Annotated in this window: 16 protein-coding genes and 1 pseudogene; 7 read left to right on the forward strand and 10 right to left on the reverse strand. The window is 73.7% G+C overall.

The features are described 5' to 3' along the window. The first annotated feature begins 341 nt into the window (after positions 1–341). Complete coding sequence (locus IF83_RS0126070; RefSeq protein WP_030548218.1) at positions 342–1,904, forward strand: alanine/glycine:cation symporter family protein; 1,563 nt, start codon at positions 342–344, stop codon at positions 1,902–1,904. Positions 1,905–2,012: 108 nt separating this feature from the next. On the opposite strand, the gene IF83_RS0126075 is transcribed toward IF83_RS0126070, so the two are convergent. After that, positions 2,013–3,893, reverse strand: coding sequence for an NAD-binding protein (locus tag IF83_RS0126075; protein ID WP_051723424.1), 1,881 nt, complete (start codon positions 3,891–3,893; stop codon positions 2,013–2,015). Positions 3,894–4,154: 261 nt separating this feature from the next. On the opposite strand from IF83_RS0126075, the gene bdeA reads away from it, so the two are divergent. After that, complete coding sequence (bdeA, locus tag IF83_RS0126080) at positions 4,155–5,111, forward strand: bis(hydroxyethyl) terephthalate hydrolase (RefSeq protein WP_030548222.1); 957 nt, start codon at positions 4,155–4,157, stop codon at positions 5,109–5,111. An 89-nt stretch (positions 5,112–5,200) separates the two neighbouring features. Here bdeA and IF83_RS30675 read toward each other — a convergent pair. Then, positions 5,201–6,988, reverse strand: a pseudogene (locus tag IF83_RS30675) (OmpL47-type beta-barrel domain-containing protein). A 92-nt stretch (positions 6,989–7,080) separates the two neighbouring features. After that, positions 7,081–9,639: a ThuA domain-containing protein gene (locus IF83_RS0126090; RefSeq protein ID WP_030548224.1), complete on the reverse strand. Its 2,559-nt coding sequence runs from the start codon at positions 9,637–9,639 to the stop codon at positions 7,081–7,083. Positions 9,640–9,944: 305 nt separating this feature from the next. On the opposite strand from IF83_RS0126090, the gene IF83_RS0126095 reads away from it, so the two are divergent. After that, positions 9,945–10,967 (forward strand): multicopper oxidase domain-containing protein, encoded by a 1,023-nt coding sequence (locus IF83_RS0126095; RefSeq protein ID WP_030548226.1) that lies wholly within the window; start codon positions 9,945–9,947, stop codon positions 10,965–10,967. Positions 10,968–11,013: 46 nt separating this feature from the next. Here IF83_RS0126095 and IF83_RS0126100 read toward each other — a convergent pair whose 3' ends face one another. The 7 genes from IF83_RS0126100 to IF83_RS30680 all read right to left on the reverse strand — a co-directional run bounded on the left by IF83_RS0126100 (position 11,014) and on the right by IF83_RS30680 (position 18,148). Beyond that, entirely contained in the window at positions 11,014–12,195 is a 1,182-nt protein-coding gene (locus IF83_RS0126100; RefSeq protein ID WP_051723437.1) for a cytochrome P450 family protein, read from the reverse strand. Between the two features lie 134 nt (positions 12,196–12,329). After that, the gene (locus IF83_RS0126105; protein ID WP_037681409.1) at positions 12,330–13,565 is read right to left on the reverse strand and encodes a cytochrome P450 family protein; all 1,236 of its coding nucleotides are present in this window, start codon (positions 13,563–13,565) and stop codon (positions 12,330–12,332) included. Beyond that, positions 13,562–14,155 (reverse strand): GTP-binding protein, encoded by a 594-nt coding sequence (locus tag IF83_RS0126110; protein ID WP_030548232.1) that lies wholly within the window; start codon positions 14,153–14,155, stop codon positions 13,562–13,564. The genes IF83_RS0126105 and IF83_RS0126110 overlap by 4 nt, the downstream gene beginning before the upstream one ends. Further along, positions 14,136–14,492 (reverse strand): DUF742 domain-containing protein, encoded by a 357-nt coding sequence (locus IF83_RS0126115; protein ID WP_030548234.1) that lies wholly within the window; start codon positions 14,490–14,492, stop codon positions 14,136–14,138. The genes IF83_RS0126110 and IF83_RS0126115 overlap by 20 nt, the downstream gene beginning before the upstream one ends. After that, entirely contained in the window at positions 14,489–14,941 is a 453-nt protein-coding gene (locus tag IF83_RS0126120; RefSeq protein WP_030548236.1) for a roadblock/LC7 domain-containing protein, read from the reverse strand. Before IF83_RS0126120 ends, IF83_RS0126115 begins: the two co-directional genes overlap by 4 nt. Then, positions 14,934–16,337: a histidine kinase gene (locus IF83_RS0126125; protein ID WP_051723426.1), complete on the reverse strand. Its 1,404-nt coding sequence runs from the start codon at positions 16,335–16,337 to the stop codon at positions 14,934–14,936. Before IF83_RS0126125 ends, IF83_RS0126120 begins: the two co-directional genes overlap by 8 nt. 431 nt (positions 16,338–16,768) lie before the next feature. Continuing rightward, a complete protein-coding gene (locus IF83_RS30680; RefSeq protein WP_244177213.1) occupies positions 16,769–18,148 on the reverse strand; it encodes an XdhC family protein in 1,380 nt (459 codons plus the stop codon). A gap of 93 nt (positions 18,149–18,241) precedes the next feature. On the opposite strand from IF83_RS30680, the gene IF83_RS30685 reads away from it, so the two are divergent. From IF83_RS30685 to IF83_RS0126160, 4 genes are all read left to right on the forward strand, one after another. After that, on the forward strand, positions 18,242–18,985 hold the full coding sequence (locus IF83_RS30685) for a 2Fe-2S iron-sulfur cluster-binding protein (RefSeq protein ID WP_037681412.1): 744 nt from the start codon (positions 18,242–18,244) through the stop codon (positions 18,983–18,985). Next, positions 18,982–20,010 (forward strand): FAD binding domain-containing protein, encoded by a 1,029-nt coding sequence (locus tag IF83_RS0126145; RefSeq protein WP_030548242.1) that lies wholly within the window; start codon positions 18,982–18,984, stop codon positions 20,008–20,010. The genes IF83_RS30685 and IF83_RS0126145 overlap by 4 nt, the downstream gene beginning before the upstream one ends. Continuing rightward, positions 20,007–22,286 carry a xanthine dehydrogenase family protein molybdopterin-binding subunit gene (locus IF83_RS0126150; protein ID WP_078843884.1) on the forward strand — a complete coding sequence of 760 codons (2,280 nt, stop codon included), beginning with the start codon at positions 20,007–20,009 and terminating at the stop codon, positions 22,284–22,286. Before IF83_RS0126145 ends, IF83_RS0126150 begins: the two co-directional genes overlap by 4 nt. 237 nt (positions 22,287–22,523) lie before the next feature. Next, complete coding sequence (locus tag IF83_RS0126160) at positions 22,524–23,135, forward strand: TetR/AcrR family transcriptional regulator (protein WP_037681415.1); 612 nt, start codon at positions 22,524–22,526, stop codon at positions 23,133–23,135. The last annotated feature ends 160 nt before the right edge of the window (positions 23,136–23,295 follow it).

The raw sequence follows: 23,295 nt of genomic DNA on the forward strand, positions 1-23,295 counted from the left end.
GCCCGCGGCGCGGACGGGCTCGCGGCGGCGTACGGCCCGGTCCTCCACCGTCCGGACGGGGCGGCGGGGGGCCGGGCCGTGCATTGCGATCATGTAACGGTGCGTCGCGACCTCGCACCGCTCACCGGGTCGTGGTTCCTGTATAGCGAATCTATCCCGCACCTTTGTCCGGTTACAGACACATAAAGACTGCCGTGCCGTCGCGCCCCAGTGAGCTACGTCACACCGGTGCGGTCGCTCTCCGTGATAGGAACTCCCAATCCGTCTTATCAGCGCATCATCGGCGACCGCCGGATGATGAGCCCTCGTCCTCAGCACCACACCAGCCAGAGGTTCCCTTCATGGCAAGCAACTCCGTCACCTCGACGATCGAGGAAGCCGTCAACGGCGTCTTCGATCCCGTAGCCGCATTCCTGGTCAAGTGGGTCTTCTACGAAACCGACTTCGGCGTCTTCCCCACCCCCTTCCCCTGGATCGTGGGCTGGCTGGTCGTCGCGGGCATCGTCTTCTCGGTCTACTTCGGCTTCGTCCAGGCCCGCCGCGCCAAGCTCGCCGTCGATCTGGTGCGGGGCAAGTACGAGGACAAGGACGACCCCGGTGAGGTGAGCCATTTCCAGGCGCTCACCGCCGCGGTCTCCGGCACGGTGGGCCTCGGCAACATCGCCGGTGTGGCCGTCGCCGTCACCATCGGCGGGCCGGGGGCCACCTTCTGGATGATCGTCGCCGGTCTGCTCGGCATGGCCACCAAGTTCGTCGAGTGCACGCTGGGCGTGAAGTACCGGGACATCCACGAGGACGGCACCGTCTCCGGCGGCCCGATGCACTATCTGCGCAAGGGCCTCGCCGAGCGCGGCATGAGCGGTGTCGGCAAGGTGCTCGCCGTGGGTGTCGCGATCTCCCTGCTCTTCTTCACCTTCTTCGGCGGCAACCTCTTCCAGGCCAACCAGAGCTTCACCCAGCTCAAGTCCGTCACCGGTGGTGAGGACGGCATCTTCGGCAACTCCGCCGGCGCCCTCCTCTTCGGTGTGCTGCTCGCCGCCCTGGTCGCCCTGGTCCTCCTCGGCGGCATCAAGTCGATCGCCAATGTCACCAGCCGGCTGGTCCCGGCCATGGCCGGGATCTACGTCACCGCCTGCCTCATCGTCATCGGCGTCAACATCCCGGCCCTCCCGGACGCCGTGAACAGCATCATCACCGGCGCCTTCAACCCCACGGGCGTCGCGGGCGGTGCGATCGGTGTGCTGATCGTCGGCTTCCAGCGGGCCGCGTTCTCCAACGAGGCCGGCATCGGCTCCGCGCCGATCGCGCACTCCGCCGTGAAGACCCGGCACCCGGTGACCGAGGGCCTGGTCGCGCTGCTGGAGCCGTTCATCGACACCGTCGTCATCTGCACGATGACCGCGCTGACCATCGTCATCGCCTCCACCCCGAGCTGGGAGAAGGCCCGCGAGGCGGCCGCCGCCGGCGAGGGCCCCGGCGACGGCGTGACGCTGACGTCCGACGCCTTCGAGACCGTCCTGCCGTGGTTCCCGTACATCCTGACCGTGGCGGTGCTGCTCTTCGCCTTCTCCACGATCATCACCTGGAGCTACTACGGCCTGAAGTGCTGGACGTACCTCTTCGGCCGGAGCCGCACCAGCGAGAACATCTACAAGGTGCTCTTCAGCGTGATCGTCGCCGCGGGCTCGCTGCTCACCCTCGGCGCGCTGATCGACATGGCCGACGCGATGCTCTTCCTGGCCGCCGTCATCAACATCATCGGCCTCTACCTGCTGGCGCCCATCGTCAAGCGGGAGCTTGCCTCCTTCCTCCAGCACCTCCGCGAGCGCCGTGCCGGCGCGTCCGGGACCGGGGGGAACGGCACCGGTGGGGACGGCGTCGGCGAGACGCCCGCCAAGCTCTGATCCACGAGCGCGGCGCCCCGTCGCCGTGAGCCCCGAGGGCCCGTCCGCACCACCGCACGGTGGCCGCGGACGGGCCCTCACCGTGCACGGGCCCCGTGTGTCCCCGGCTCAGCTCCGGGCCGCGGGGGCCGGGCCGTCCCCGGGGCCGTCCTCCGGGCAGTTCCCGGCGGACCGCGGGTGCCGGCCCAGCAGTTCGGCGAGGCCCTGCCGGGTGACGGCCAGCACCACGCGGTCCTCCGGTCGCAGCACATAGCCGGGGTGCGGCTGCCACAGCAGTTCCCGCTCCACGGTCTGCCAGCCCGGCGGCAGGGCCGCGAGATCGGGACGGCGGTGGGCGGGCGCGGCCACGTCCAGGGCGAGCACCCGCCGGCTGCCGGGCCGGAACGCCTCCCGGACCGTGCGGCCCTCCAGGGCCGGGCAGTCCTTCACCTCCACCGCCGCGAACAGCAGCACCCGCCGCTCCACCGGTATCGCCCCCAGCACCTGGCGGCCCATCATCGCCCCGGCGAAGGCCGGCGCCGCCAGCGAGGTCACGCTGCGGCTGCGGGTCGTCGCCCCGGGGTGGGAGTCGCGGAGCGTGCGGTAGACGGCCGCGGCGAACCGGTCGTCGTACAGCCGCAGCACCACCCGCAGCCGGTCCGAGACCCCGCGGGCGTACAGCACGGCCTCCAGATTGGTGCTGTCGTGGCTGGTGAGGGCCAGCAGGGCGCTGCTGCGGTGCACCTTGGCCGCCTCCAGCACGCCCTCCTCCGTGACGTCCCCGATGACCGTGGGCACCCGGTACCGCCGGGCGAGCGCCACGCCGCGGGCGTCGGGATCGTGTTCCACGCAGACCACGGGGACGCCCATCTCGTGCAGCTGGGTCAGCACCCGGGTGCCGATCTTGCCCAGTCCGAGCAGCACCACGTGCCCGGAGAGCCCGCGCGGCGGCCGGCGCAGCGAGCTCGCCGACCGGAAGGTGCCGAGCCCTTCGAGCACGGCGGCCACCAGGACGGGGAGCAGCAGCAGCCCGACCATGCCGGAGAGGAGCTGGAGGATCTGCCGGGCGGGTTCCTCCCCCTCGGCGGGGTCGCCGATGGCGATGAGGTCGAGCAGCGACAGATAGGCGGCGTGCAGCGGGTCGTCGCCGGTCAGCAGGACGGATGCCACCGCGAGCGCCCCGACCGCGGTCACCAGGCCGAGCAGCGACAGCCGCATCCGGCGGGAGAACAGGGTGCTCAGCGGCGGGGTCCGGCCCAGGCGGCGCGGCGCGGGCTGCGCGCCGTCGTGGCTGACCGTCTCCAGGACCACCCGCCCGCGCTCGGGGGAACCCGCCGCGAGGTCGTCGTCCGGCAGCAGCCGCGGGCCCTCGTCGCCGCTGTCCTCCGACCCCTCCCCCGCGTCCGGGCTGTCGGTGGCGGAGTACAGCGCGAGGGTGCACAGGGCGGGCCGCGCGTCCTCCGCCCCGCGGGCCGCGGGCGGGCGCTCGGCGGCGCGCAGGATCAGCCCGTCGGCGTGGACGACCTTGCTGGTGCCGACGATGGCGGCCGCGGCCAGGGCGGGTGCGGCGGTGTCGGCGTCGGAGAGCACCGTGGTGGAGGCGTCGACGGCCGCCCGGTCCAGGTCGGGGGCGGCGATCTCCACGGAGCGGTCGAGGAGTTCCTCCAGGTGCCGGCCCAGTTTGCGGTTGTAGAGGCGGATGACGAGCCGCACCCGGGGGTTGAGCCGGCGGGCGCGGAGGGCGGCGTGGATGTTGGTCTCGTCGTCGTCGTGGACGAGGGCCAGCGCCTGCGCCGTGGCGACCCCGGCCCCGGCCAGCACCTCGTCCTCCAGGGAGCGGGCCTCGACGACCCGTACGGGCGCCACGGGCTCCCGGCGGCCCGGGATGCCGGCCAGCGGGCGGCGTCCCTCCCCGGTGGGCGGCAGGACGAGCGTCACGGGCTCCTGGTACATCCCGGAGAGTTCGGCGGCGAGCCGGTGGGCGAGCGCGTCGTCGCCGCACACCACCATCCGGGGCTCCGGGGGCGCGTTCCGTGGAGGGTTCGGGAGTGAGGACACCCCGCCATGATCGCGGTTCACCGGGCGGGCACGCATCGTTCCGGCGAAGGAGACATGTCAAACCACCTCCGTGACCTGGGAATTCAGAGGGCACGGCTCCAAGACGCGACGAAGACCGGTGATTTCACCGATGTGACGGACGCGTGTCGGTTGAACGATGACCCACGTTCCCCCACACCCCACACCCCCCTTGACTTCAGGGAGTACACGCTCATGGAGCCGCTGCACCACGACACCTCCGCCCCCGAGACCGGCCGGCACCGCCGCAAGCCCCGTTCCCGCGCCTTCCGGCTGAGCCTGGCCGGACTGGCCCTGGCCCTCACCGGGACCGGCGTCGCGCTGATGCCGACCGCCCAGGCCGCCCCGGAGACCACCGTCCAGGCCGCCGCGGCCAACCCGTACGAGCGGGGCCCGGCCCCGACCGAAAGCAGCATCGAGGCGAGCCGCGGCCCGTACTCGGTGTCCGAGCGGAACGTCTCCTCGCTCGTCGTCGGCTTCGGCGGCGGCACGATCTACTACCCCACCACCACCTCGGACGGCACCTTCGGCGCGGTCGCCATCGCGCCCGGGTACACCGCCGACGAGGGCAGCATGGCCTGGTACGGGCCGCGGCTCGCCTCCCAGGGCTTCGTCGTCTTCACCATCGACACCAACACCCGGCTGGACCAGCCCGGCCAGCGCGGTGACCAGCTGCTGGCCGCTCTCGACTACCTCGTCGAGGACAGCGCCGTCCGCAGCCGCATCGACCGCAGCCGGCTCGCCGTCATGGGCCACTCCATGGGCGGCGGCGGTGCGCTGGAGGCCGCGAGCGACCGGCCGTCGCTCAAGGCGTCGATTCCGCTGACCCCGTGGAATCTCGACAAGACCTGGGGCGAGGTCACCGTCCCGACCTTCATCATCGGCGCGGACGGCGACTCCATCGCCTCCGTCCGCTCGCACGCCGAGCCGTTCTACGAGAGCCTGCGGTCCTCCACGAACCGGGCCTACATGGAGCTCAACAACGCCAACCACTTCAGTCCGAACGTCTCGAACACGGAGATCGCGAAGTACTCCATCTCCTGGCTGAAGCGGTTCGTCGACAACGACACCCGCTACGAGCAGTTCCTCTGCCCGCTGCCCCGGCCGAGCCTGCAGATCGAGGAGTTCCGCGGCAACTGCCCCCACAGCTGATCCGCGCCTGAACCGGGCCCGATCAGCGGCCGCCCCGGCACGGGACTCCCGTGCCGGGGCGGCCGGTCGCGCTTCCGCCTCCGGGACCGCTACAGCTCCTGGATCCGGATGTCGCGGAACGAGATCACGTCGCTCGTGCCGTGGGTCTGCAGGCCGATGAAGCCGTCGGCGTACTGCCGGCCGGCGGTGCCCGGGTCGTCCGTCCGGGGCGGGTTGAAGACCAGGCCCGGGTCGTTGTCGAAGACGTTGAGCAGCACGCCGTTGCGGAAGATCCAGTAGCGCTGGTCCACCACCCGGATCTCGTAGTCGTTCCAGACGCCCTTCTCCTCCACGCCGGCGCCGTCGAGGTTCACCTTGTCGAAGCCGTAGACGGACCCCGTCTTGTACAGGTCGCCGTCCGCGCGGTCCAGGATCTGGTTCTCGTGGCCGTACTTGATGGCGACCCACTCGGGGCGGGACTCGCCCGGGTGCCAGTGCGGATCGGGGAAGCGGACGAACACCCCGCTGTTGGCGCGGCCGGAGCCCGGCGCGTCGTCGCGGAACCGCAGCTTCAGGGAGAAGTCCCCGAACCGGCGGCCCGGGTACCAGAGCATGCCGAGGCCGTCGCGCGTGGTGCTGCTGGTCATCGCACCGCCGCCGGTCAGGCCGAAGGCGCCGCCGCCGACGTGCTCCCAGTCGGCGAAGGACTCCGCCGATCCGTCGAACAGGGTGCGGTAGCCGCCGGTGTGGCCGGGGGTGCCGATGGCGGACTCGCGGGCGGCCCGGGTGAGGAGGCCGTGCTCGCGCTCGTCGACGACGCCCTCCTCGCGCAGGCCGTCGGCGACGGCGGCGACATGGCGGAGGAAGTCGTTCTCGCCGTCCCACCCCCGCTCGTCCTCGATCAGCTCGTTGATCGTGCAGCCGTTGCCGGTGACGCGGTTGGGGACTCCGGTGTCGACGGTGCCGATGATGACGGTGCGCCGGTTGTCGGCTTCGGGGCAGTCGGGCTCGGTGGTGTCCTCCTCCACGACCGTGAGGTGCGCCGTCTTCGCGGCCGAGGTGTTGCCGGCCTTGTCGGTGGCGCGATGGCGGAGGAGGTGGGCGCCGGCCCGGGCGACGGTCACCGGTGCGGTGTAGGCCAGATACGGACCGCCGTTCAGGGAGTACTGCACGCGCTCCACGCCCGAGCCGGAGTCGGAGGCGCTGATCGTCACGGTGGCGGAGCCGAGGTAGGCGCCGTCGGCGTCCCGCTCACCGCTGATCTCGTGGGAGGTCTCCGGCGGCGTCGTGTCGTCCTCCGGCGGCGCGACCACGGTGAACTCCACCGACCGCTCCGCCGATACGTTCCCCGCCCGGTCCGCCGCCCGGTACACCAGCCGGTGCGCACCCACCGCATCGACCGCCACCGGCGCCCTCCACCGACCGCTCCGCCGATACGTTCCCCGCCCGGTCCGCCGCCCGGTACACCAGCCGGTGCGCACCCACCGCATCGACCGCCACCGGCGCCCGACGAGGGTGCCCTGCATGGCGCCGTGCCCGGGGAGGGTGCAGTAGTAGCGGTAGGTGCCGGGGGTGAGGGTCACCTCGGCGGTGTGCCGGCCGCCGTTGCCGTCGGCCGGGTTGGCCAGGAGGTTGAGATCGACGTCGGCGTTGTAGCGCGAGGGGTCGGAGGTGTCGAAGGTGAGGGTGTGCGGCATGCCGGTCGTGTTGCCGGTGGCCTCGCTGTTCCTGAAGACGATGGTCGCCGGGCCGGCCACCGCCTCGGTGGGCGCCGTCAGATAGCGGTCGGTGGGGTTTCCGGCGGTCCAGGTCAGCACCTGGTCGGCGGCCGTGGCGGGGCGCGCGCCGTCCTCACCGTACGCCCCGCCCTGTCCGTACGCGGCGGGCGGCGCGGTCAGGCCGAGAGCCGCCAGCAGGGTCACCACCAGGGCGGTGAGCAGGCCGCGTGATCCGGTGAGCCGCCGGGACGCGCGCGCCCCTCTTCCGCCGTTCATCCGTCGCTCCCGTCCCGGGCCGCGGCGTCGCCGGTCACCAGGTCGCCGGGGAGCGGCGTGGGCGGCCCGCCCCGGTAGGTGACGCGCCACAGCGCCGACTCGTCGGTGGAGGTGAAGAATCCCCGGCCGTAGTCGAGGACGTAAAGGGCGCCGTCCGGCCCGAACTTCCAGTCCATCAGGTTGCGGATGCCGTCCGGGCCGGCCGGGATGATGCCGTCCAGGCTCTCGGCGTGGACGGGCAGGCCGCCCTTGTCCGCGGTGTCCGGGTCCAGGGCGACGGCGTGCCGCGGCTGGTCGCCGTCGTAGAAGTCGCCGACGAACCACTTGCCGTCCCAGTACTCCGGCCACTTGACGGAGCTGTCACTGCCCGCGTCGTGCCGGTAGACGGGGCCGTTCATGGCCGCCTGGGAGCCGCCCTTGAGCCAGGGCAGCAGATAGCGGGCCTCCTCCGCCTCGTAGCTGGGGATGCCGTCGCCGTCGCGCGGGAAGTCCGGGGCGCCGCCCTGGGGCGAGTACCAGATGGTGTTGGAGCGGGCCGGCGGGAGGTCCACCAGGCCGTCGTTGTGGGGGGATTCGTTCTTGAGGTGGTCGCAGTCGTACCAGCCGAGCGGCTGGGAGGGGTCGGGGAGGTTGCGGTCGCGGTAGGGCTGTTTGTTGCCCATGCAGTACGGCCAGCCGTGGTTGCCGGCCCGGGTGATGGCGGCGAAGGTGTCGTACTTGGCCGGACCCCACACGGGGCTGGGCGCACCGGCGTCGGGGCCGACCCAGCCCGCGAAGAGGGTGTCCGTCTCCCGGTCGACGGAGATGCGGGAGGGGTTCCGCACGCCCATCACGTAGATCTCCGGGCGGGTCTTGCCGCCGCCCTCCTCCTCGCCGGTGAAGAGATTGCCCTCGGGGACGGTGTAGGTGCCGTCGTCCTCGGGGTGGATGCGGAGGATCTTGCCGTTGAGGTTGTTGGTGTTGCCGGCGGTGCGGCGGGCGTCGGCGAAGGAGACGCCGCGGAAGGCCGGCTCCGGGTTGTTGCCCGAGTAACCGTCGCTGAACTGCGAGGAGTTGGTGTCGCCGGTGGCGATGTAGAGGTTCTCCCCGGAGTCCCAGGCCATGCCGCCGCCCGCGTGGCAGCAACTGTGGATCTGCACCTCCCAGGAGAGGAGGACCTTCTCGGAGGCGGGGTCGAAGCGGTTGGTGGCGTGGTCCAGGGTGAAGCGGGAGACCCGGCGCCGCGCCAGGTGGTTCTCGCGGTCGATCTCCGCGTGCGGGGTGTAGTGGAGGTAGATCCAGCCGTTCTCCGCGAAGTCCGGGTCGAGTTCGATCCCGAGCAGGCCCTCCTCGTTCTTGACGAGTTCCCCGCCGCCGCCCTTGTTGCCGAAGACCTCGACGACGCCCGCGAGCCGGCTCTTCCCGGTGCGCGGGTCCCAAACGTGGACGGTGCCCATGCCGAGGCCGACGTCCGGGTCGTTCCAGTCGGTCACGACGGGGTCGCCGTTCGCGCCGCCGCCGCGGCCGATGTGGAACACCCGGCCGTCCTCGGCGGTGACGAGGCCGTGCGGCTCGCCGATCCGGTCGGCCTGCCCGGGGGTGTTGGGCTCGGTGAGGCGGGTGGCCTCGTAGTGGGCGGCGATGGTGGCCCGGCAGTCGGCGCGGGCGAGACGGGTGGTCCACAGCAGGGCGCCGCGCAGATGAGCGCGCAGCCGCTCCTCGGCGAACGCGGCCTCGGTGCCGCCCATGCCGGTGTAGAAGGAGCGGCCGCCGCGGTAGTCGCGGCACCAGGAGACGGGGTGGTCCCAGCCGAGGGCGTCCGCGCCGGGGTCGTAGGTGCGCTCACGGACCCGCGCGACGGTGTGCACCTCGCCGGAGGGGTTGGGTTTCCAGCTGAGCCAGTGGTCCTTGCGGGACCACTCCCGCGGAAGCTCCGCGGTGGCCGGGTGGCCGCGGTCGCCGGTCTCGACGGTGGCGCGCTGCACCCCGGCGGCGCCGTCGCCGGCGGGCCGGGTGCCGATGAGGCCGGTGAACCAGGAGGAGTCCGGCTCGGTGCGGGCCGCGTCGTGGATCCCGAGGAAGCCGCCGCCGGACTCGACGTAGGCCCGGAAGCCGTCCTCCTGGGCGTGGTTGAGGACGTCACCGGGAGTGGAGAGGAAGACGACCGCGTTGTACTGGCGGAGTTTCCGCGTGGTGAAGACGGCCGGGTCGTCGGTGGCGTCGACGGTGAAGCGCTCCTCGACCGGGCCCTGGCGGCCGGTGTCCTCCAGGGCCTCGATCCCGGCCGCCGTCCTGCCCGAGGGCTGCCCGCCGGAGTCGTGGAAGACGAGTACGCGGACGTCCCCGGCGGCCGAGCCCCCGGGTAAGGGGGCCGCGGACAAGGAGTCCGCCGCGGTGACGGCCGGCGGCAGCGGCGTCGCCGGTGCGGGCCGCGGATCGGGGGGAGCGGCCGCCGCCCCCGGGGGCCCTCCCAGCATGGTCACGGTCATTCCGGCGGCCAGCGCTGTTGTCGTCCACGCGCGGCCCCTGGTGCGCCCTCGTCTTGCCGAGGGTCCCGGCTGCGGATTGGCCCGCATAGCTCTCACACCCCTCTGCGATCGCAGCAATGTCTCGAAGCTAGAGGGCTTTTGACGGTCCGCCAATACAAATGACCGTACATCAACAAACTTTGTCCAGGCACTGGAAGAACGCCCCGGCGGCCGTTACCTTGATGCCGTCCCAGCCCTCCCGGCCCCGCAGTCCTCCCGGCCCCGCGGCCTTCGCGGCACCGGGCCGGGCGGTCCTTCCCGGACGGGCGCGACGACCACCGGACCGGTCCCCGGACGACCCGCAGAAGACCACACACGACCCGGGGCGGCGGCCCGCGGGGGATGGGAGACCCATGACCGAGGCAGGCGGCGGCACGGCGCGGCGCTTCTTCTCACGGCGGTCGTTCACCGGCGGGGTGGCCGCGGCCGCCCTGGCGGCTCCGGCGGCCCTCTCCCCCGCCGCGGCCGCGGCCAGCGGACCAACGTCGTTACGGCGCACGGCCGGAGCCCGGAGCGCGGCCACCGCGAAGGCGGGCGGCGAGGTCCGGCATCTCACCCTCTACGCGGAGAATCTCTCCGGCGGCCGGCTGGGATACGGCCTGAAGCCGGGCGAGACCACGGTCCCCGGTCCGCTGCTGGAGATGACCGAGGGCGACACCCTGCACATCGAGCTGGTGAATCTGGCGGACGTCACCCTGAGCCTCCACCCGCACGGTGTGGACTACGAGTTCGGCAGCGACGGCTCCCCGCTGAGCAGGAGCACCGTGGCGCCGGGCGAGCGGCGCACGTACACCTGGCGCACCCATGAACCCCGCCGCCGCGCGGACGGCACCTGGGACCCCGGCAGCGCCGGCTACTGGCACTACCACGACCACGCGGTCGGCACCGTCCACGGCACGGCCGGTGTCCGCAAGGGCCTCTACGGCCCGCTGGTCGTGCGCCGCGCGGGGGACGTCCTGCCGGACAAGCAGTTCACCATCGTCTTCAACGACATGACGGTCAACAACCGCGCCGCCGACGACCCGTACGACGTCACCGCGAAGCTCGGCGAGCGGGTCGAGTTCATCTCGATCACGCACGGCGAGTACTACCACACGTTCCATCTGCACGGGCACCGCTGGGCCGACAACCGCACCGGGCTGCTCGCAGGCCCCGACGACCACACCCCCGTCGTCGACAACAAGATCACCGGGCCGGCGGACTCCTTCGGCTTCCAGGTGATCGCGGGTGAGGGTGTGGGCGCCGGGGCCTGGATGTACCACTGCCACGTCCAGAGCCACGCGGACACGGGGATGGCGGGCCTCTTCCTGGTGACGGAGGAGGACGGCACCATCCCCGGCCACGATCCCGGCCACGACCCGGGGCACGAGCACTGACCGGCCCCCGGACGGGGCCGGGGGCCGGTGGTACGGAGCGGCGGGCTCAGCTCGCCGCGGGCGCCTCGTCCCCGGCGGCCCGCAGGCGGACCGGGAGTTCCCGGTAGTCGTTGCCGATGAAGGAGGGCTGCGGTCGCAGATCGTCCGGCCCGCACGCCAGGCTCAGTCCGGGGAAGCGCTCGAACAGCGCGGTCAGCGCGATCCGCCCCTCCAGCCGGGCCAGAGGCGCGCCGAGGCAGAAGTGGATGCCGTGGCCGAAGGCCAGGTGCTGCTTGTCCGCCCGGTCGATGTCGAACGCGTCCCGCTCCGCGTGGAGTTCCGGATCGCGCCCGTGGGCGCCGAACCCGATCAGCACGAGGTCGCCGGGGCGGAGGACGACGCCCTCGCCGAGGTCGATGTCCGCGGTGGCGTAGCGCAGCGGCATATTCATGATCGGAGGGTGCAGGCGCAGGCTCTCCTCGATCACATCATCCCAGCGGTCCGGCTCGGCGAGCACGGTGGCGAGCTGCTCCGGGTGGGTCAGCATCGCCTCGACGGCGTGGTCGATGAGGGAGACGGCGGTCTCGCTGCCGGCGCCGATCATCAGGATCAGCGTGCTGACCAGCTCCTCCTCGCTGAGCTGGTCGCCGTCCTCCTCGTGGGCGGCGAGGAGGAGGGCGGTCATGTCCTCGGCGCGCGCGGTGCGCTTGCTCTCGATGAGGGTGTGCATGGCGGCGAACAGGTCGCGGCGGGTGGCCATGGCCTGCTCGGTGGTGGCGCTGGTGTCGAGCACGGCGTCGATGACGCGGAGCATCTCGGGGCGCTGCTCCGCGGGCACCCCGAAGAGGTCGCAGATCACCCGGGTGGGCACCGGGTAGGAGAAGCGGGCGCGGAGGTCCACCACGGGGTGCTCGCCCGGGTCCAGCGCCTCCAGATCGTCCAGGAGAGCGGTGACGATCGCCTCCACGGCCGGGCGCATGGCCTCGATCCGGCGCGGGGTGAACGCCTTGCCGACGAGGGAGCGCAGCCGTTTGTGGTCGTCCCCGTCGCTGGTGAACATGGAGACGACGTCCACCCAGGAGGTCAGCCAGGGGTGGGAGCCGGGCCGGTGGCTGGGCCAGCTCTTGCGGGCGTCCTTGGATATATGGGGGTGGGACAGCAGGTGCTTGGCGGTCTCCCCGCGGGTGACGGACCAGGCGGTGAGGCCGCCGGGCAGCAGGACCGGGGTGGCCGGCCCGGCGGCGCGCAGCTCGTCGGTCTGGGCGTAGAGCCGGCGGCCGCTGGTGTCGAGGGTGACGGGTGCGGCGGGTTCGGCGCGGGCCGCGGGGCCGGCCGTGGCGGCGGGGGTGGTGTCGGCGGCCGGGGTGCTGACGGGGGTGCTGGTCACGCGGTACCTCCTGAGAATGCGGCGGCAGGGAGTGGTACGTCTTCCTGCTGAGGCCGGAAGGTGACGTGCATCGAGGCGGGGCACTGGTGGAACGGCCCGTGCCGGTTGGGCACGGAGTCCTCGGTCAGCTCCAGGTCCCAGAGCCGGTCGAGGACGGTCTCGATGGCGGTCCGCGCGATGACCGTGGCCTGGCCGGCGGCCGGGCAGCGGTGCGGTCCGGCGGACCACGCCAGGTGGGAGCGGTTCTCGTAGCCGAGGCCGGCCAGGGCCGGGTCCGTGTTGGCGGCGGCGTGGCTGATGAGGATGGGCACGCCCGGCGGGATCGGCACCCCGTGCAGCTGGGTGGGGTAACGGGCGTAGTGCGCCGAGAAGTTGGCCATGGGGGAATGGGTCCACAGGGCCTTCTCCAGGGCGCGGGCGACGGTGACGGCGCCGCCGGTGAGGTCGCCGGCGTAGCGGTCGTCGCTGAGCAGGAGCCGCAGGCCGTGCGCGATCCAGGCGGCGGTGGGGATGGTGCCCGCGCCGACGGCCACGACGAGCTGGTGCAGGATCTCGTCGTCGGTCAGGCCGCTGGGGTGGGCGAGCAGCCAGGAGGTGAAGTCCTGCCCCGGGCGCAGTTTGCGGAACTCCCGCAGTTCCGCCAGGCAGGCCGCCAGGTCGGCCGCGGCCCGTCCCGCCTCCGGCCCGGCGTTGATCATGCCCTGGCAGGCGGTGACCATCCGGTTGGAGAACTCCGGCGGGCAGCCGAGGATGTCGGCGAAGACGAACAGCGGCACCATGTCCGCGAACTGGGTCATCAGGTCCGCCCGCCCCTCGGGGGCGAAGTGGGCCACGAGCGCGGCGGCGTGGGCGCGGGTGGTCTCCCGCAGCTGGTGCGGGCTGATCCGGGCGAGGCAGTCGTCCATGGCCCGGCGGAGGCGTTCGTGCCGTTCCCCGTCCGCGTAGAGCAGGCTGGGACGCCAGGCCATCAGGGCGAGGACGGGGCTGTCCGGCGGGACCTGCCCCTGCTGCAGCGCCGCCCAGGCGCGGGAGTCCTTGGCGTACGTCTCGGTGTCGTTGAGCAAGTCGATCGCGGCGCGGTGGCCGGTCACGACCAGGGCGTGCACCCCGTCGGCGATCTCGGCCCAGGCGACCGGGGCGGTCTCCCGCAGGGCGTCGTAGGCGTCCTGCGGGCGGGCCGCGAAGTCCGCGCCGTGCAGCACGGGGCAGCGGGGGGTTGACGGCCGGTTCATCGGGCGGGCTCCAGGCTGGGGCGGCGGAGGATCTGGGTGACGAGGGAGATGAGGCCCTGCTTGGCGGAGTCGCGGAAGCGGGCGTCCAGCCGGACGAGCGGGGTGTCCTCGTCCATGCTGAGGGCGTCGCGCAGTTCGGCGTCGCTGTAGTCCGGCGCTCCGTCGAACTCGTTGACGGCGACGGTGTAGGGCAGCCCGGTGTCCTCCAGCAGGTCGATGGAGTCGAAGCTCTGGTCGAGCCGGCGGGTGTCGGCCAGGACGAGTCCGCCCAGCGCGCCCTCCATCAGCGAGCGCACCATGGCGCGGAAGCGGGGCTGGCCGGGGGCGCCGAAGAGGTAGAGGACGATGTCCTCGGTGAGGGTGAGGCGGCCGAAGTCCATGGCGACGGTGGTGGTGTCCTTGCCCTCCATCCCGCGGAGGTCGTCCACGAGTTCACCGGCCCGGGTCATCTGCTCCTCGGTGCGCATCGGCCGGATCTCCGACACGGAGCCGACGTAGGTGGTCTTGCCTACGGCGAAGGGCCCGAGAATGACGATCTTCACCGACTGTGCGTCGGCGGGCAGATAGCGGTCAGAGCGCGTGGAGTGCATCCAGGATCCTCTCCAGCAGTGCCATGTCGTGCTGCTGAGCGGCGGGAACGGGTGAGCGGGCGACCAGGTGGCCGCTGTCCACCAGCCCGGAGACGATCACCTTGGTGACCGCGCCCGGGAGTTGCAGGTGGTGGCCGACCTCCGCGACGGAGAGCACTCCGGGCAGACAGAGGTCCATCACCCGGTGCGCGTGGGAACTCAGACCGGTCAGGGGCATCTTGTGGTCGGCGATGAGCAGGGTCGCCTCGTCGAGGCTGGTACGGGAGGGGGTGGCGCGGCCGCCGGTGACGGTGTACGACCGCACCATCCCCCGGCGGCGGTGCGCGGGGGGCGTCATGAGGTCCGGGCCGGGGCCGGCCGTTCCCGGGCTTCCAGGACCGGGCGGAGCCCTCTGATCATCTTCATGGTGGCGGTGATGGCCACCGCCACCTCCTGGCTCATGGAGTCGCCCCGCACCGAGACCCCGACGCCGGTGCGCCGGCCGGCGGCGAAGACGAGGACGGTGTGGTCCTTCATGTCGCTGACGATGTGCCGCCAGGTCAGCCGGCCGTCGCCGTCGGCGTCGCCGTCGTTCAGGCCGCAGAAGCCGGAGAGGTCCTGGTTGAGCGCCTTCATCCCGGAGAAGGCGGCGCAGGCGCGCTCGGCGTCCTCCCGGGAGAGCCCGTCGGAGGCGGCCAGCAGCAGGCCGTCGGAGGTGAACAGCAGGACGTTCACGATCCCGCGTTCCCGGGCGAGTTCGTTGAGGGCCCAGGTCATGTCCACGGTGTCGGCGGTGTGCTCAGTCATCGGTGGGGGTTCCTCCGGTGTCGGGCGCGGCGTATCCGGCGCTGAGTGCGCGTCGCATCTGGTCGAAGCCGGCAGCGAGGGTGTCGGGGTCGGTGGTGTCGGAGGCCGCCTCCTGGGAGGGGCCCTCCGGTGTCCGGGTGCGGCCGCGGCGGCGCCGTTTCGGCAGGCCGGACTCGGTGGACAGCGGGGGCTCGGCCGGGGTGCCGCGGCCGTCCACGGGGGCCGGGGACGGCACGGGGACCGGGTCCGGGGCGGCCGGGCCGGGAGTCTCCGGGCGGACGGCTGCCGCGGCGCGTCCGGCGGACCCGGCGTCCGGGCCGATGCGCACCGCCCCGGTGTCGTCCGGGGCGTCCCCCATCAGCGCGCCGGGCACCAGGATCACTGCCTTGACCCCGCCGCCCGCGGAGGGGGCCCCGACGTCGGCGCGGAATCCGTAGTCGCCCGCGAGGCGGCCCACGATCGCGAACCCGAGCTGCCGCTCGTCCCGCAGGTTCGTGACATCCATGACGGTGCTCTGCCGCAGCAGCCGCTCCGCCTCCTCCCGCTGGAAGACGTTCATGCCGAGGCCGGTGTCCTCGACCACGATGCTGTAGCCGCTCTGCACCTCCTGGACATAGACCGTGACCTGGTCGCTGGAGTAGGAGGTGGCGTTGTTCAGCAGCTCCGTGAGGGCGACGGTGACCGGCTCGACCACCCGGCCCTCGACGAACAGCTCGGCGGTGCGCGGGAGATAGGTGAAGGAGACCCGGTCGTAGGCGTCGATCCGGCCCCGGGCGCTCTCGACGATCTCGCGGAAGGTGCAGTTGGCGCGCTGGACGCCGGGCCAGGAGCCGGCGAGGATCCGCAGCCGCTGCAGGGTGTGCAGGGCGCGGGTCGCGAAGTGGTCGATGTCCGTGAGGCTCTGGTGGTAGGCGCCGGCGGCCGGATACTTGTCCAGTTCCTCGTCGATCTTCATCTGCAGCCGGACGAGGTAGGTCTGCGCCTCGTCGGCGATCCCCCGCACCCCGGCGCGCGCGTCCCGGCCGATGCTCTCCCGGGTGATCGCCACGGCCTCGCGCACCAGGTCTTCCGCCGCGCTGTACGCGCTGTCGACGGGGGTGCCCTTGAGGTCGGGCTCCAGCAGGCCGGGGACGACGACACCCGGGTGTCCGCGCGCTTCGACGTCGACCACGGCGGGCAGCCGCCGTTCGACGAGGTGCCGGGCCTCGGACTCCGCCGCCCGGTTGGCGTACCGCTCCAGCTCGGCCCGCTGCCGGGCCCGTTCGCTCTGCTCTTCCACGGCTGCTTTGGCCTGTTTCAGACGCTGTCTGCCACGGGTCTGATGCACCAGCGCCGCCAGGGTGGCGGCCAGGCCGCCACCGAGGAAGAGCTCCGGTAAGAGGTGGGATTCGATCATTGACGTCCTTGAACGGGTGAACGGGACGGCGGACACGGGGCACCGGCCGCCGGAGACGGCGGCGGGCGCCCTGGCATGGCGGTCACGCTCCCCACGCTCCCCCTGCTCCGGGTCCGGCCTTCGGAAGAAAAACGTCAACATTGCCCCCAAGGAGGCAAGTTGGCGACCCTCCGAGGCAAAAACGGAACTTCGGAGAGTCGGCGGCGCCGACCCTATCGAACGTCTGCACCCGGCCGGGCGGTAGCACCAAGATGTTGCCCGCGCACACACGGTCGTCACATGGTGTGCGAACGGAATTCGTCTGGAAACCGTGGGTAACTCCGCGCCGCCGGCGCCGCGCGCCCTCGCACGCCGCGCGGCCGGGGCGCGGGGGCCGGTCAACCGGTCCGGGGCGCGGGGACCGACACCCTCGGTCCGGGCGGCGGATCCCCTCAGGCCCGCGGCCTGCCCCCGGGGCCCGGCTGCCCCTGCGGCGTAGTGACGGGCACGGCGGCGGGGGCGGGCACCGGTTCGGGGGCGGAGGCGGACGCGGGCTCCGGGGCGGGGCCGGGGGCGGGTTCCGGGGCGTGGATGCTGCCCGTCAGGCCGGAGAGGCGGCTTCCGGTGGCGCCCGTGCGATCGGCGACGATCTCGGCGGCGATGCTCACGGCGGTCTCCTCCGGGGTCCGCGCGCCCAGGTCGAGACCGATGGGCGAGGCCAGCCGGGCGAGTTCGGGCTCGGCGAGCCCGGCCGCGCGCAGCCGGTCCAGGCGGTCGAGATGGGTGCGGCGGGAGCCCATCGCGCCGACGTACGCGAGCGGCAGGCGGAGCGCGACGGCGAGCACCGGGACGTCGAACTTGGGGTCGTGGGTGAGGACGCAGACGGCGGTCCGCCCGTCGGTCCGTCCGGCCGCCGCCTCGGCGCGCAGATAGCGGTCCGGCCAGTCGACCACCACCTCGTGCGCGTCCGGGAAGCGGCGGCGGGTGGCGAAGACGGGCCGGGCGTCGCAGACGGTCACGCGGTGGCCGAGGAACGCCCCGATCCGGGCCAGGGCCGCGGCGAAGTCGACGGCGCCGAACACGATCAGCCGGGGAGGCGCGGCGTGGACGGCCACGAAGAACCGCAGCTCCTCGCCGGGGCACCGCCCGTCGTAGCCGTAACCCAGGGTGCCGCCGCGCCCGGCGGCCAGCATCGCGCGGGCGTCGGCGGTGACGGCGGCGTCCAGGGCCGGGCTGCCGAGGGAGCCGGCGGCGCGGTCGGGCCCGACCACCAGATGCCGGCCGAGGCGGCCCTCCGGGTCCGGGCCCCGGTTCTCCCCTCGCGGCCGGGCGCCGCCGTGGGCACCGCGGCCACTGCCGTCGGGACCACGACCGCCGGCACCTCCGCTGCCGTCACCTCCACTGCCGTCGCTGCCGGCGTCACCGCCGCCGGTGCGGTGCGCCGCCACGCAGGTGACCACGGCCACCGGCTCCCCCGCCCGGATGGCCCGCGCCGCCTCTCCGAGCTCCGGGAACGTCGTCCGGTCGACGCGCTCGACGAAGAGTTCGACCGTACCGCCGCAGGTCAGCCCGACCGCGAAGGCGTCGTCGTCGGCGACCCCGTAGGACTGGAGCAACGGCGGGGCCCCGGCCGCCACTTCGGCCGCGAGTTCGTGCACCGCCGCCTCCACGCACCCGCCCGACACGCTCCCGGCCGCCGTGCCGCCGGGGCCGACCAGCATGGTCGCGCCCGGCTGCCGGGGCGACGAGCGCCACGTGCCCACGACGGTGGCCATCCCGACCGGTTCCCCGGCCCGCCACCAGCGCTCCAGGTCCTCCAGTACGTCCCGCACGCGCGATCTCCCATCCGGTTGCCGCAACCCGGCGCCCGACCCGGTTCCCGAGGCCCGGCTCCCGCAATGTAAGAGGATGATACATTGCCATGTATGAGCCTCTTACATACCGCCTCGACCAGCGAGATCACGCTGCGCGTCAACGGGGAGGAGCACCATCTGACCGTGGACAACCGTTCCACGCTGCTCGACACGCTGCGCGAAGAACTGCGCCTGACCGGCGCGAAGAAGGGGTGTGACCACGGACAGTGCGGCGCCTGCACGGTCCTGGTCGGCGGAGAGCGGATCAACAGCTGCCTCACACTCACCGTGACCACCGAGGGGCGCGACATCGTCTCGATCGAGGGTGTGGCCGCTCTCGCCGACGGGACGGCGGGCGCGGGAACGGCGGCCGGTACGGGAACGGCGGGAACGGCCGACGGGACGGACGGGGTGGCCGCGGCGGACGGAACGGCCGCGGCGGACGGAACGGCCGCGGCGGACGGCCTCCACCCGGTCCAGCGGGCCTTCCTCGCTCACGACGGCCTCCAGTGCGGCTACTGCACCCCCGGCCAGATCTGCTCCGCCATCGGCGCCCTCGGCGAGGCCGCCCGCGGCTGGCCCAGCCGGGTGACCGGGGACCCGGTGGCGGGCGTGGCCGGCACCGCCGGGCTGACGCCCGAGGAGGTCCGCGAACGCATGAGCGGCAACCTCTGCCGCTGCGGCGCCTATCAGGGCATCGTGGCCGCCGTCCTGGAGGCCGCGGGAGCGGACCGGGGTGAGCACGGCCCCGCCACGCCGGCCGGATCCGCCGGCCCCGCCGGATCCGCCGCGCCGTCCCGGAGGAGCCCGCGATGAAGGAGTTCGCCTATGTACGGGCCACCGACGCCGATGAGGCCGCGGCCCTGGTGGCGGACCGCCCCGACGCGGTCTATCTGGGCGGCGGCACCAATCTCGTCGATCTCATGAAGCTCGGCGTGGCCCGGCCCGGCCTCGTCGTCGACGTCTCCCGGCTGCCCTACGACCGCGTCGAACACCGCTCCGACGGCTCGGTGCTCATCGGCGGGGCGGTGCGCAACAGCGTCCTGGCCGGGGACGCGGGCATCCGGTGGCGCTTCCCGCTGCTGTCACAGGCGCTGCTCGCGGGCGCCTCCGGGCAGCTGCGGACGGCCGCCACGGTTGCCGGGAACCTGCTGCAGCGCACCCGGTGCGGCTACTTCCAGGACGTCACCAAGCCCTGCAACAAGCGTGAGCCGGGATCCGGTTGCCCGGCGGTCGCCGGCGCGCACCGCGAGCTGGCGGTGCTCGGCACGTCCGAGCACTGCGTGGCGAGCCATCCCTCCGACATGGCGGTGGCGCTGGCCGCGCTCGACGCGACCGTCCATCTGCGCTCCCCCGGCGGCGCGGAGCGCGCGGTGCCGGTCGAGGAGCTGTATCTGCCGCCGGGCCGGACCCCGCACCGGGAGACCGTGCTGGCGCCCGGCGAGCTGATCACCGCCGTGGAGCTGCCCGCGCCGCCGCCCGGCGCCGTGATGCGCTTCCGCAAGGTGCGCGACCGCTGGTCGTACGCCTTCGCCCTGGTGAGCGTGGGGGTGTCGGTGCGGCGGGCGGACGACGGGACGCTGGACCGGGTGGCGATCGCCCTCGGCGGCGTCGCCCCGCGGCCCTGGCGCGCGCGGGCCGCCGAGGAACGGCTGCTCGGGCACCGCCCGGAGGACGCGCTGCTGCGCGCGGCCGCCGGAGCCGAACTCGCGGACGCCCGGCCGCTGCCCGGCAACGCCTTCAAACTCGGCCTGATCACCGATCTGGTCGCGGCCACGGTGCGCGATCTCGTCACCGGCGCGGATCCCGCCGCCGGCGGCCACGGGGAGGAGCAGTCATGACGACGGACACCACCGCCGGGACCCGGGCCGCCGGGGCCGGCGCCACCGCACCGGCCGGAACACCGGCCACCGGGCGGACGACGGCCCCGGCCGCGCCGGCCGCGCCCCGGGCGGACCGCGCTCCGGCGGCGCACACCCCGGCGATCGGCACTCCCCTGGTGCGCGTGGACGGCCTGGACAAGGTCACCGGCGCGGCCCGGTACGCCTACGAGTTCCCGGTGTCCGGCGCCGCGTACGTCTGGCCGGTCGGAGCCACCGTCGGCCGGGGCCGGGTCACCGGCGTCGACGCGGAGGCGGCGCTCGCCGTCCCCGGCGCCCTGGCGGTGCTCGACCACACCAACGCACCCCGGCTGCGCGCGGACTTCGCCGATTCCGGGGAGCTCCTGGGCGCGGGCGGCCACATGCTCGTCCTGCAGTCCCCCGAGGTGGCGCACCACGGCCAGATCGTGGCGGCGGCCGTGGCGGAGACCCTGGAGGCGGCGCGGGAGGCCGCGGCGGCGGTGGCCGTGACCTACGAGCGGGAGCCGCACCACGTGGTGCTCCGGGAGGACGACGACGGGCTGTACACACCCGAGGTCTCGACGAACGACGGCACCCCGGGGTTCGTGGAGCGCGGTGACCCGGACGGGGCGCTGGCCGCGGCGCCGGTCCGGGTCGAGGCGCGGTACACCACCCCCGCCCAGTTCCCCAGCCCGATGGAGCCGCACGCCACCATCGCCGCCTGGGACGGTGACGGGCGGCTGGTACTGCACAACGCCGACCAGGCCCCGTTCATGAGTTCCCTGACGCTGGCGGCGCTGTTCGGGCTGGACCCGGGCGCGGTGGAGATCGTCTCCGAGCACGTCGGCGGCGGTTTCGGCTCCAAGGGCTCCCCGCGGGCCGCGGTGATCCTGGCTGCCCTGGCCGCGCGGGCGGTCGGACGGCCGGTGAAGATCGCCGTTCACCGGCGCCAGATGCCCTCACTGACGGGCTACCGGACGCCGACCATCCAGCGGGTACGGCTCGGCGCCGGCCGCGACGGGCGGCTGACCGCCGTCGACCACGAGGCGGTGATCCAGAGTTCGCGGTCGACCGAGTTCGTCGAGCAGGTCGTCTCCTCGACCCGCATGATGTACGCGGCGCCGCACCACCGGGCGGCGCTGCGGCTGGCCCGGCTGGACGTGATGACGCCCGTCTGGTTCCGCGCCCCCGGCCACACCCCGGGCATGTTCGCCCTGGAGTCGGCGATGGACGAACTGGCGTCCGAGCTGGACATGGACCCGGTCGAGCTGCGGATCGTCAACGAGCCGGAGACCGACCCGGAGAACGGGCTGCCGTTCAGCAGCCGCGGCCTGGTGGCGTGTCTGCGGGAGGGCGCGGCCCGCTTCGGCTGGGCGGACCGCGACCCGGCACCGGCCTCGCGCCGCGAGGGGCGCTGGCTGGTCGGCACGGGCGTCGCCGCCTCCCACCACCCGGACTACGTCTTCCCCTCGTCGGCCCTGGCCCGGGCCGAGGCCGACGGCACGTACCGGGTGCGGGTGGGCGCGGCCGACCTCGGCACGGGCGCCCGTACGGTGCTGACGCAGGTGGCGGCGGACGCCCTCGGCACCGCGCCCGGCCGGGTCCGGCTGGAGATCGGCCGGGCCTCGATGGGCTCGATGGCGTTCGCGGGCGGCTCGATGGGCACCGCGTCCTGGGGCTGGGCGGTGGACAAGGCGTGCCGGGCGCTGACGGCCGAACTGGCGGCGGCCGGGGGCGCCGTACCGCCGGGCGGGCTGGAGGTGCGCGCCGACACGGCGGAGGACATCGCGGGCCGGGCGGAGCTGTCCCGGCACTGCTTCGGCGCCCAGTTCGCGCAGGTGCGGGTCGACACGGACACCGGGGAGATCCGGGTGGACCGGATGCTGGGCGTCTTCGCGGCCGGCCGGATCCTCAACCCCCTGACAGCGCGCTCGCAGCTCGTCGGGGGGATGCTGATGGGCCAGTCGATGGCGCTGCTGGAGGGCGCCGAGGTCGACCAGGAGTTCGGGGACTTCACGAACCCGGACCTCGCCGGCTACCACATCGCCTCCCACGCCGATGTGCGCGGCGTCGAGGCCGTCTTCCTGGACGAGCGCGACGACCGGCTGAACCCGGTCGGCGGCAAGGGGATCGGGGAGCTCGGCATCGTCGGCGCGGCGGCGGCCGTCGCCAACGCGTTCCACCACGCGACCGGCGCCCGGGCCCGCGACCTGCCCATCCGGATCGAGGACGCCCGCCGGGCCCTCACGGCGGCGAGGGAAACGGCGCGGGGGTGAACGGCGGTGGGGTGAACGGCGGTGGGGCGGCGGCTCCGGACCGGGCCCGGCCGGGCTCCGGTCCGGGGGCGGCGCCCCCGTTCCCGTGCCCCGGGGCGGCGTTCAGGGGCACCGCCGGGGCCGTCCTCGCACACCCGGCCCGCCGGGGTCCCGGTATCGGCGGAACCACCGGCACCGGGGTGACCGGCGGGCTCACCCGGCGCGGCTTCCCCCTGGACTTTGAGTAGGCTCTAGCGGATGGTGACCAGGGCGAAGGGACGGCGCGACACGTACCACCACGGCGATCTGAGCGCCGCGCTGGTCCGCGCGACGCTGGAGATCGTCGACGAGGCGGGGGTCCGCGGTTTCTCCGTCTCCGAGGCCGCGCGCCGCACCGGCGTCAGCCCCGGCGCCCCGTACCGCCACTTCGCCGACCGGGACGCGCTGCTGGCGGCCGCCGCGCTGGAGGTCTCGCGGCGGGTCAACGAGATGTACGCCGAGGCGGCCGCGGACCTCGGCACCCCGGAGGACCGGATCGCCGCGGTGGGCGAGGTCCACGTCCGGGCGGCCGCGCGCTTCCGGGGCGGCTTCGACATCCTCTTCCACGCCGAACTGCGCGCGGCCCACCCCGAACTCCGGGACAGCGGGCGGGCGTTCATCGACATGCTGCTGCCGGACGCGTTCGCGCTCGTCCCCGACGGCGGCCACGAACTGGCCACCACCCTCCTGGAGGCCCTGGCCGCACTGACCCGCGGCTACGCCGCCCTGCTGCTCAGCGGCCTGTTCGGCGAGCCCGGTGAGGCCGCGGACAGGGTGGCCGAGCGGGCGACGACGTCCGCGCGGGCGCTGATCCGCGGCTTCTGCGGCTGATCGGCCCCGCCGGACCGGGCACACGTGCGAAGATCACGGTCACGCAGGCCCCGACGACGGGCGACCGGAGACCGGTACGGCCGACGGACCACCGGCCGCCTCACCCGGCGTCCGGACGCGGGAGCCGCCCACCGCCGCCGGCCGATCGACGAAAGGTCCC

It is taken from the genome of Streptomyces albus subsp. albus (genome assembly GCF_000719865.1).
In the GTDB taxonomy this organism is placed as follows: Bacteria; Actinomycetota; Actinomycetes; order Streptomycetales; family Streptomycetaceae; genus Streptomyces; species Streptomyces albus_E.

Excerpts from the sequence above, each read along its gene's own strand:
- IF83_RS0126070 (WP_030548218.1), top strand. The coding sequence starts at position 342 with ATGGCAAGCAACTCCGTCACCTCGACGATCGAGGAAGCCGTCAACGGC.
- IF83_RS0126075 (WP_051723424.1), bottom strand. The coding sequence starts at position 3,893 with ATGGTGGTGTGCGGCGACGACGCGCTCGCCCACCGGCTCGCCGCCGAA.
- bdeA (WP_030548222.1), top strand. The coding sequence starts at position 4,155 with ATGGAGCCGCTGCACCACGACACCTCCGCCCCCGAGACCGGCCGGCAC.
- IF83_RS0126090 (WP_030548224.1), bottom strand. The coding sequence starts at position 9,639 with ATGCGGGCCAATCCGCAGCCGGGACCCTCGGCAAGACGAGGGCGCACC.
- IF83_RS0126095 (WP_030548226.1), top strand. The coding sequence starts at position 9,945 with ATGACCGAGGCAGGCGGCGGCACGGCGCGGCGCTTCTTCTCACGGCGG.
- IF83_RS0126105 (WP_037681409.1), bottom strand. The coding sequence starts at position 13,565 with ATGAACCGGCCGTCAACCCCCCGCTGCCCCGTGCTGCACGGCGCGGAC.
- IF83_RS0126110 (WP_030548232.1), bottom strand. The coding sequence starts at position 14,155 with ATGCACTCCACGCGCTCTGACCGCTATCTGCCCGCCGACGCACAGTCG.
- IF83_RS0126115 (WP_030548234.1), bottom strand. The coding sequence starts at position 14,492 with ATGACGCCCCCCGCGCACCGCCGCCGGGGGATGGTGCGGTCGTACACC.
- IF83_RS0126120 (WP_030548236.1), bottom strand. The coding sequence starts at position 14,941 with ATGACTGAGCACACCGCCGACACCGTGGACATGACCTGGGCCCTCAAC.
- IF83_RS0126125 (WP_051723426.1), bottom strand. The coding sequence starts at position 16,337 with ATGATCGAATCCCACCTCTTACCGGAGCTCTTCCTCGGTGGCGGCCTG.
- IF83_RS30685 (WP_037681412.1), top strand. The coding sequence starts at position 18,242 with ATGAGCCTCTTACATACCGCCTCGACCAGCGAGATCACGCTGCGCGTC.
- IF83_RS0126145 (WP_030548242.1), top strand. The coding sequence starts at position 18,982 with ATGAAGGAGTTCGCCTATGTACGGGCCACCGACGCCGATGAGGCCGCG.
- IF83_RS0126150 (WP_078843884.1), top strand. The coding sequence starts at position 20,007 with ATGACGACGGACACCACCGCCGGGACCCGGGCCGCCGGGGCCGGCGCC.
- IF83_RS0126160 (WP_037681415.1), top strand. The coding sequence starts at position 22,524 with ATGGTGACCAGGGCGAAGGGACGGCGCGACACGTACCACCACGGCGAT.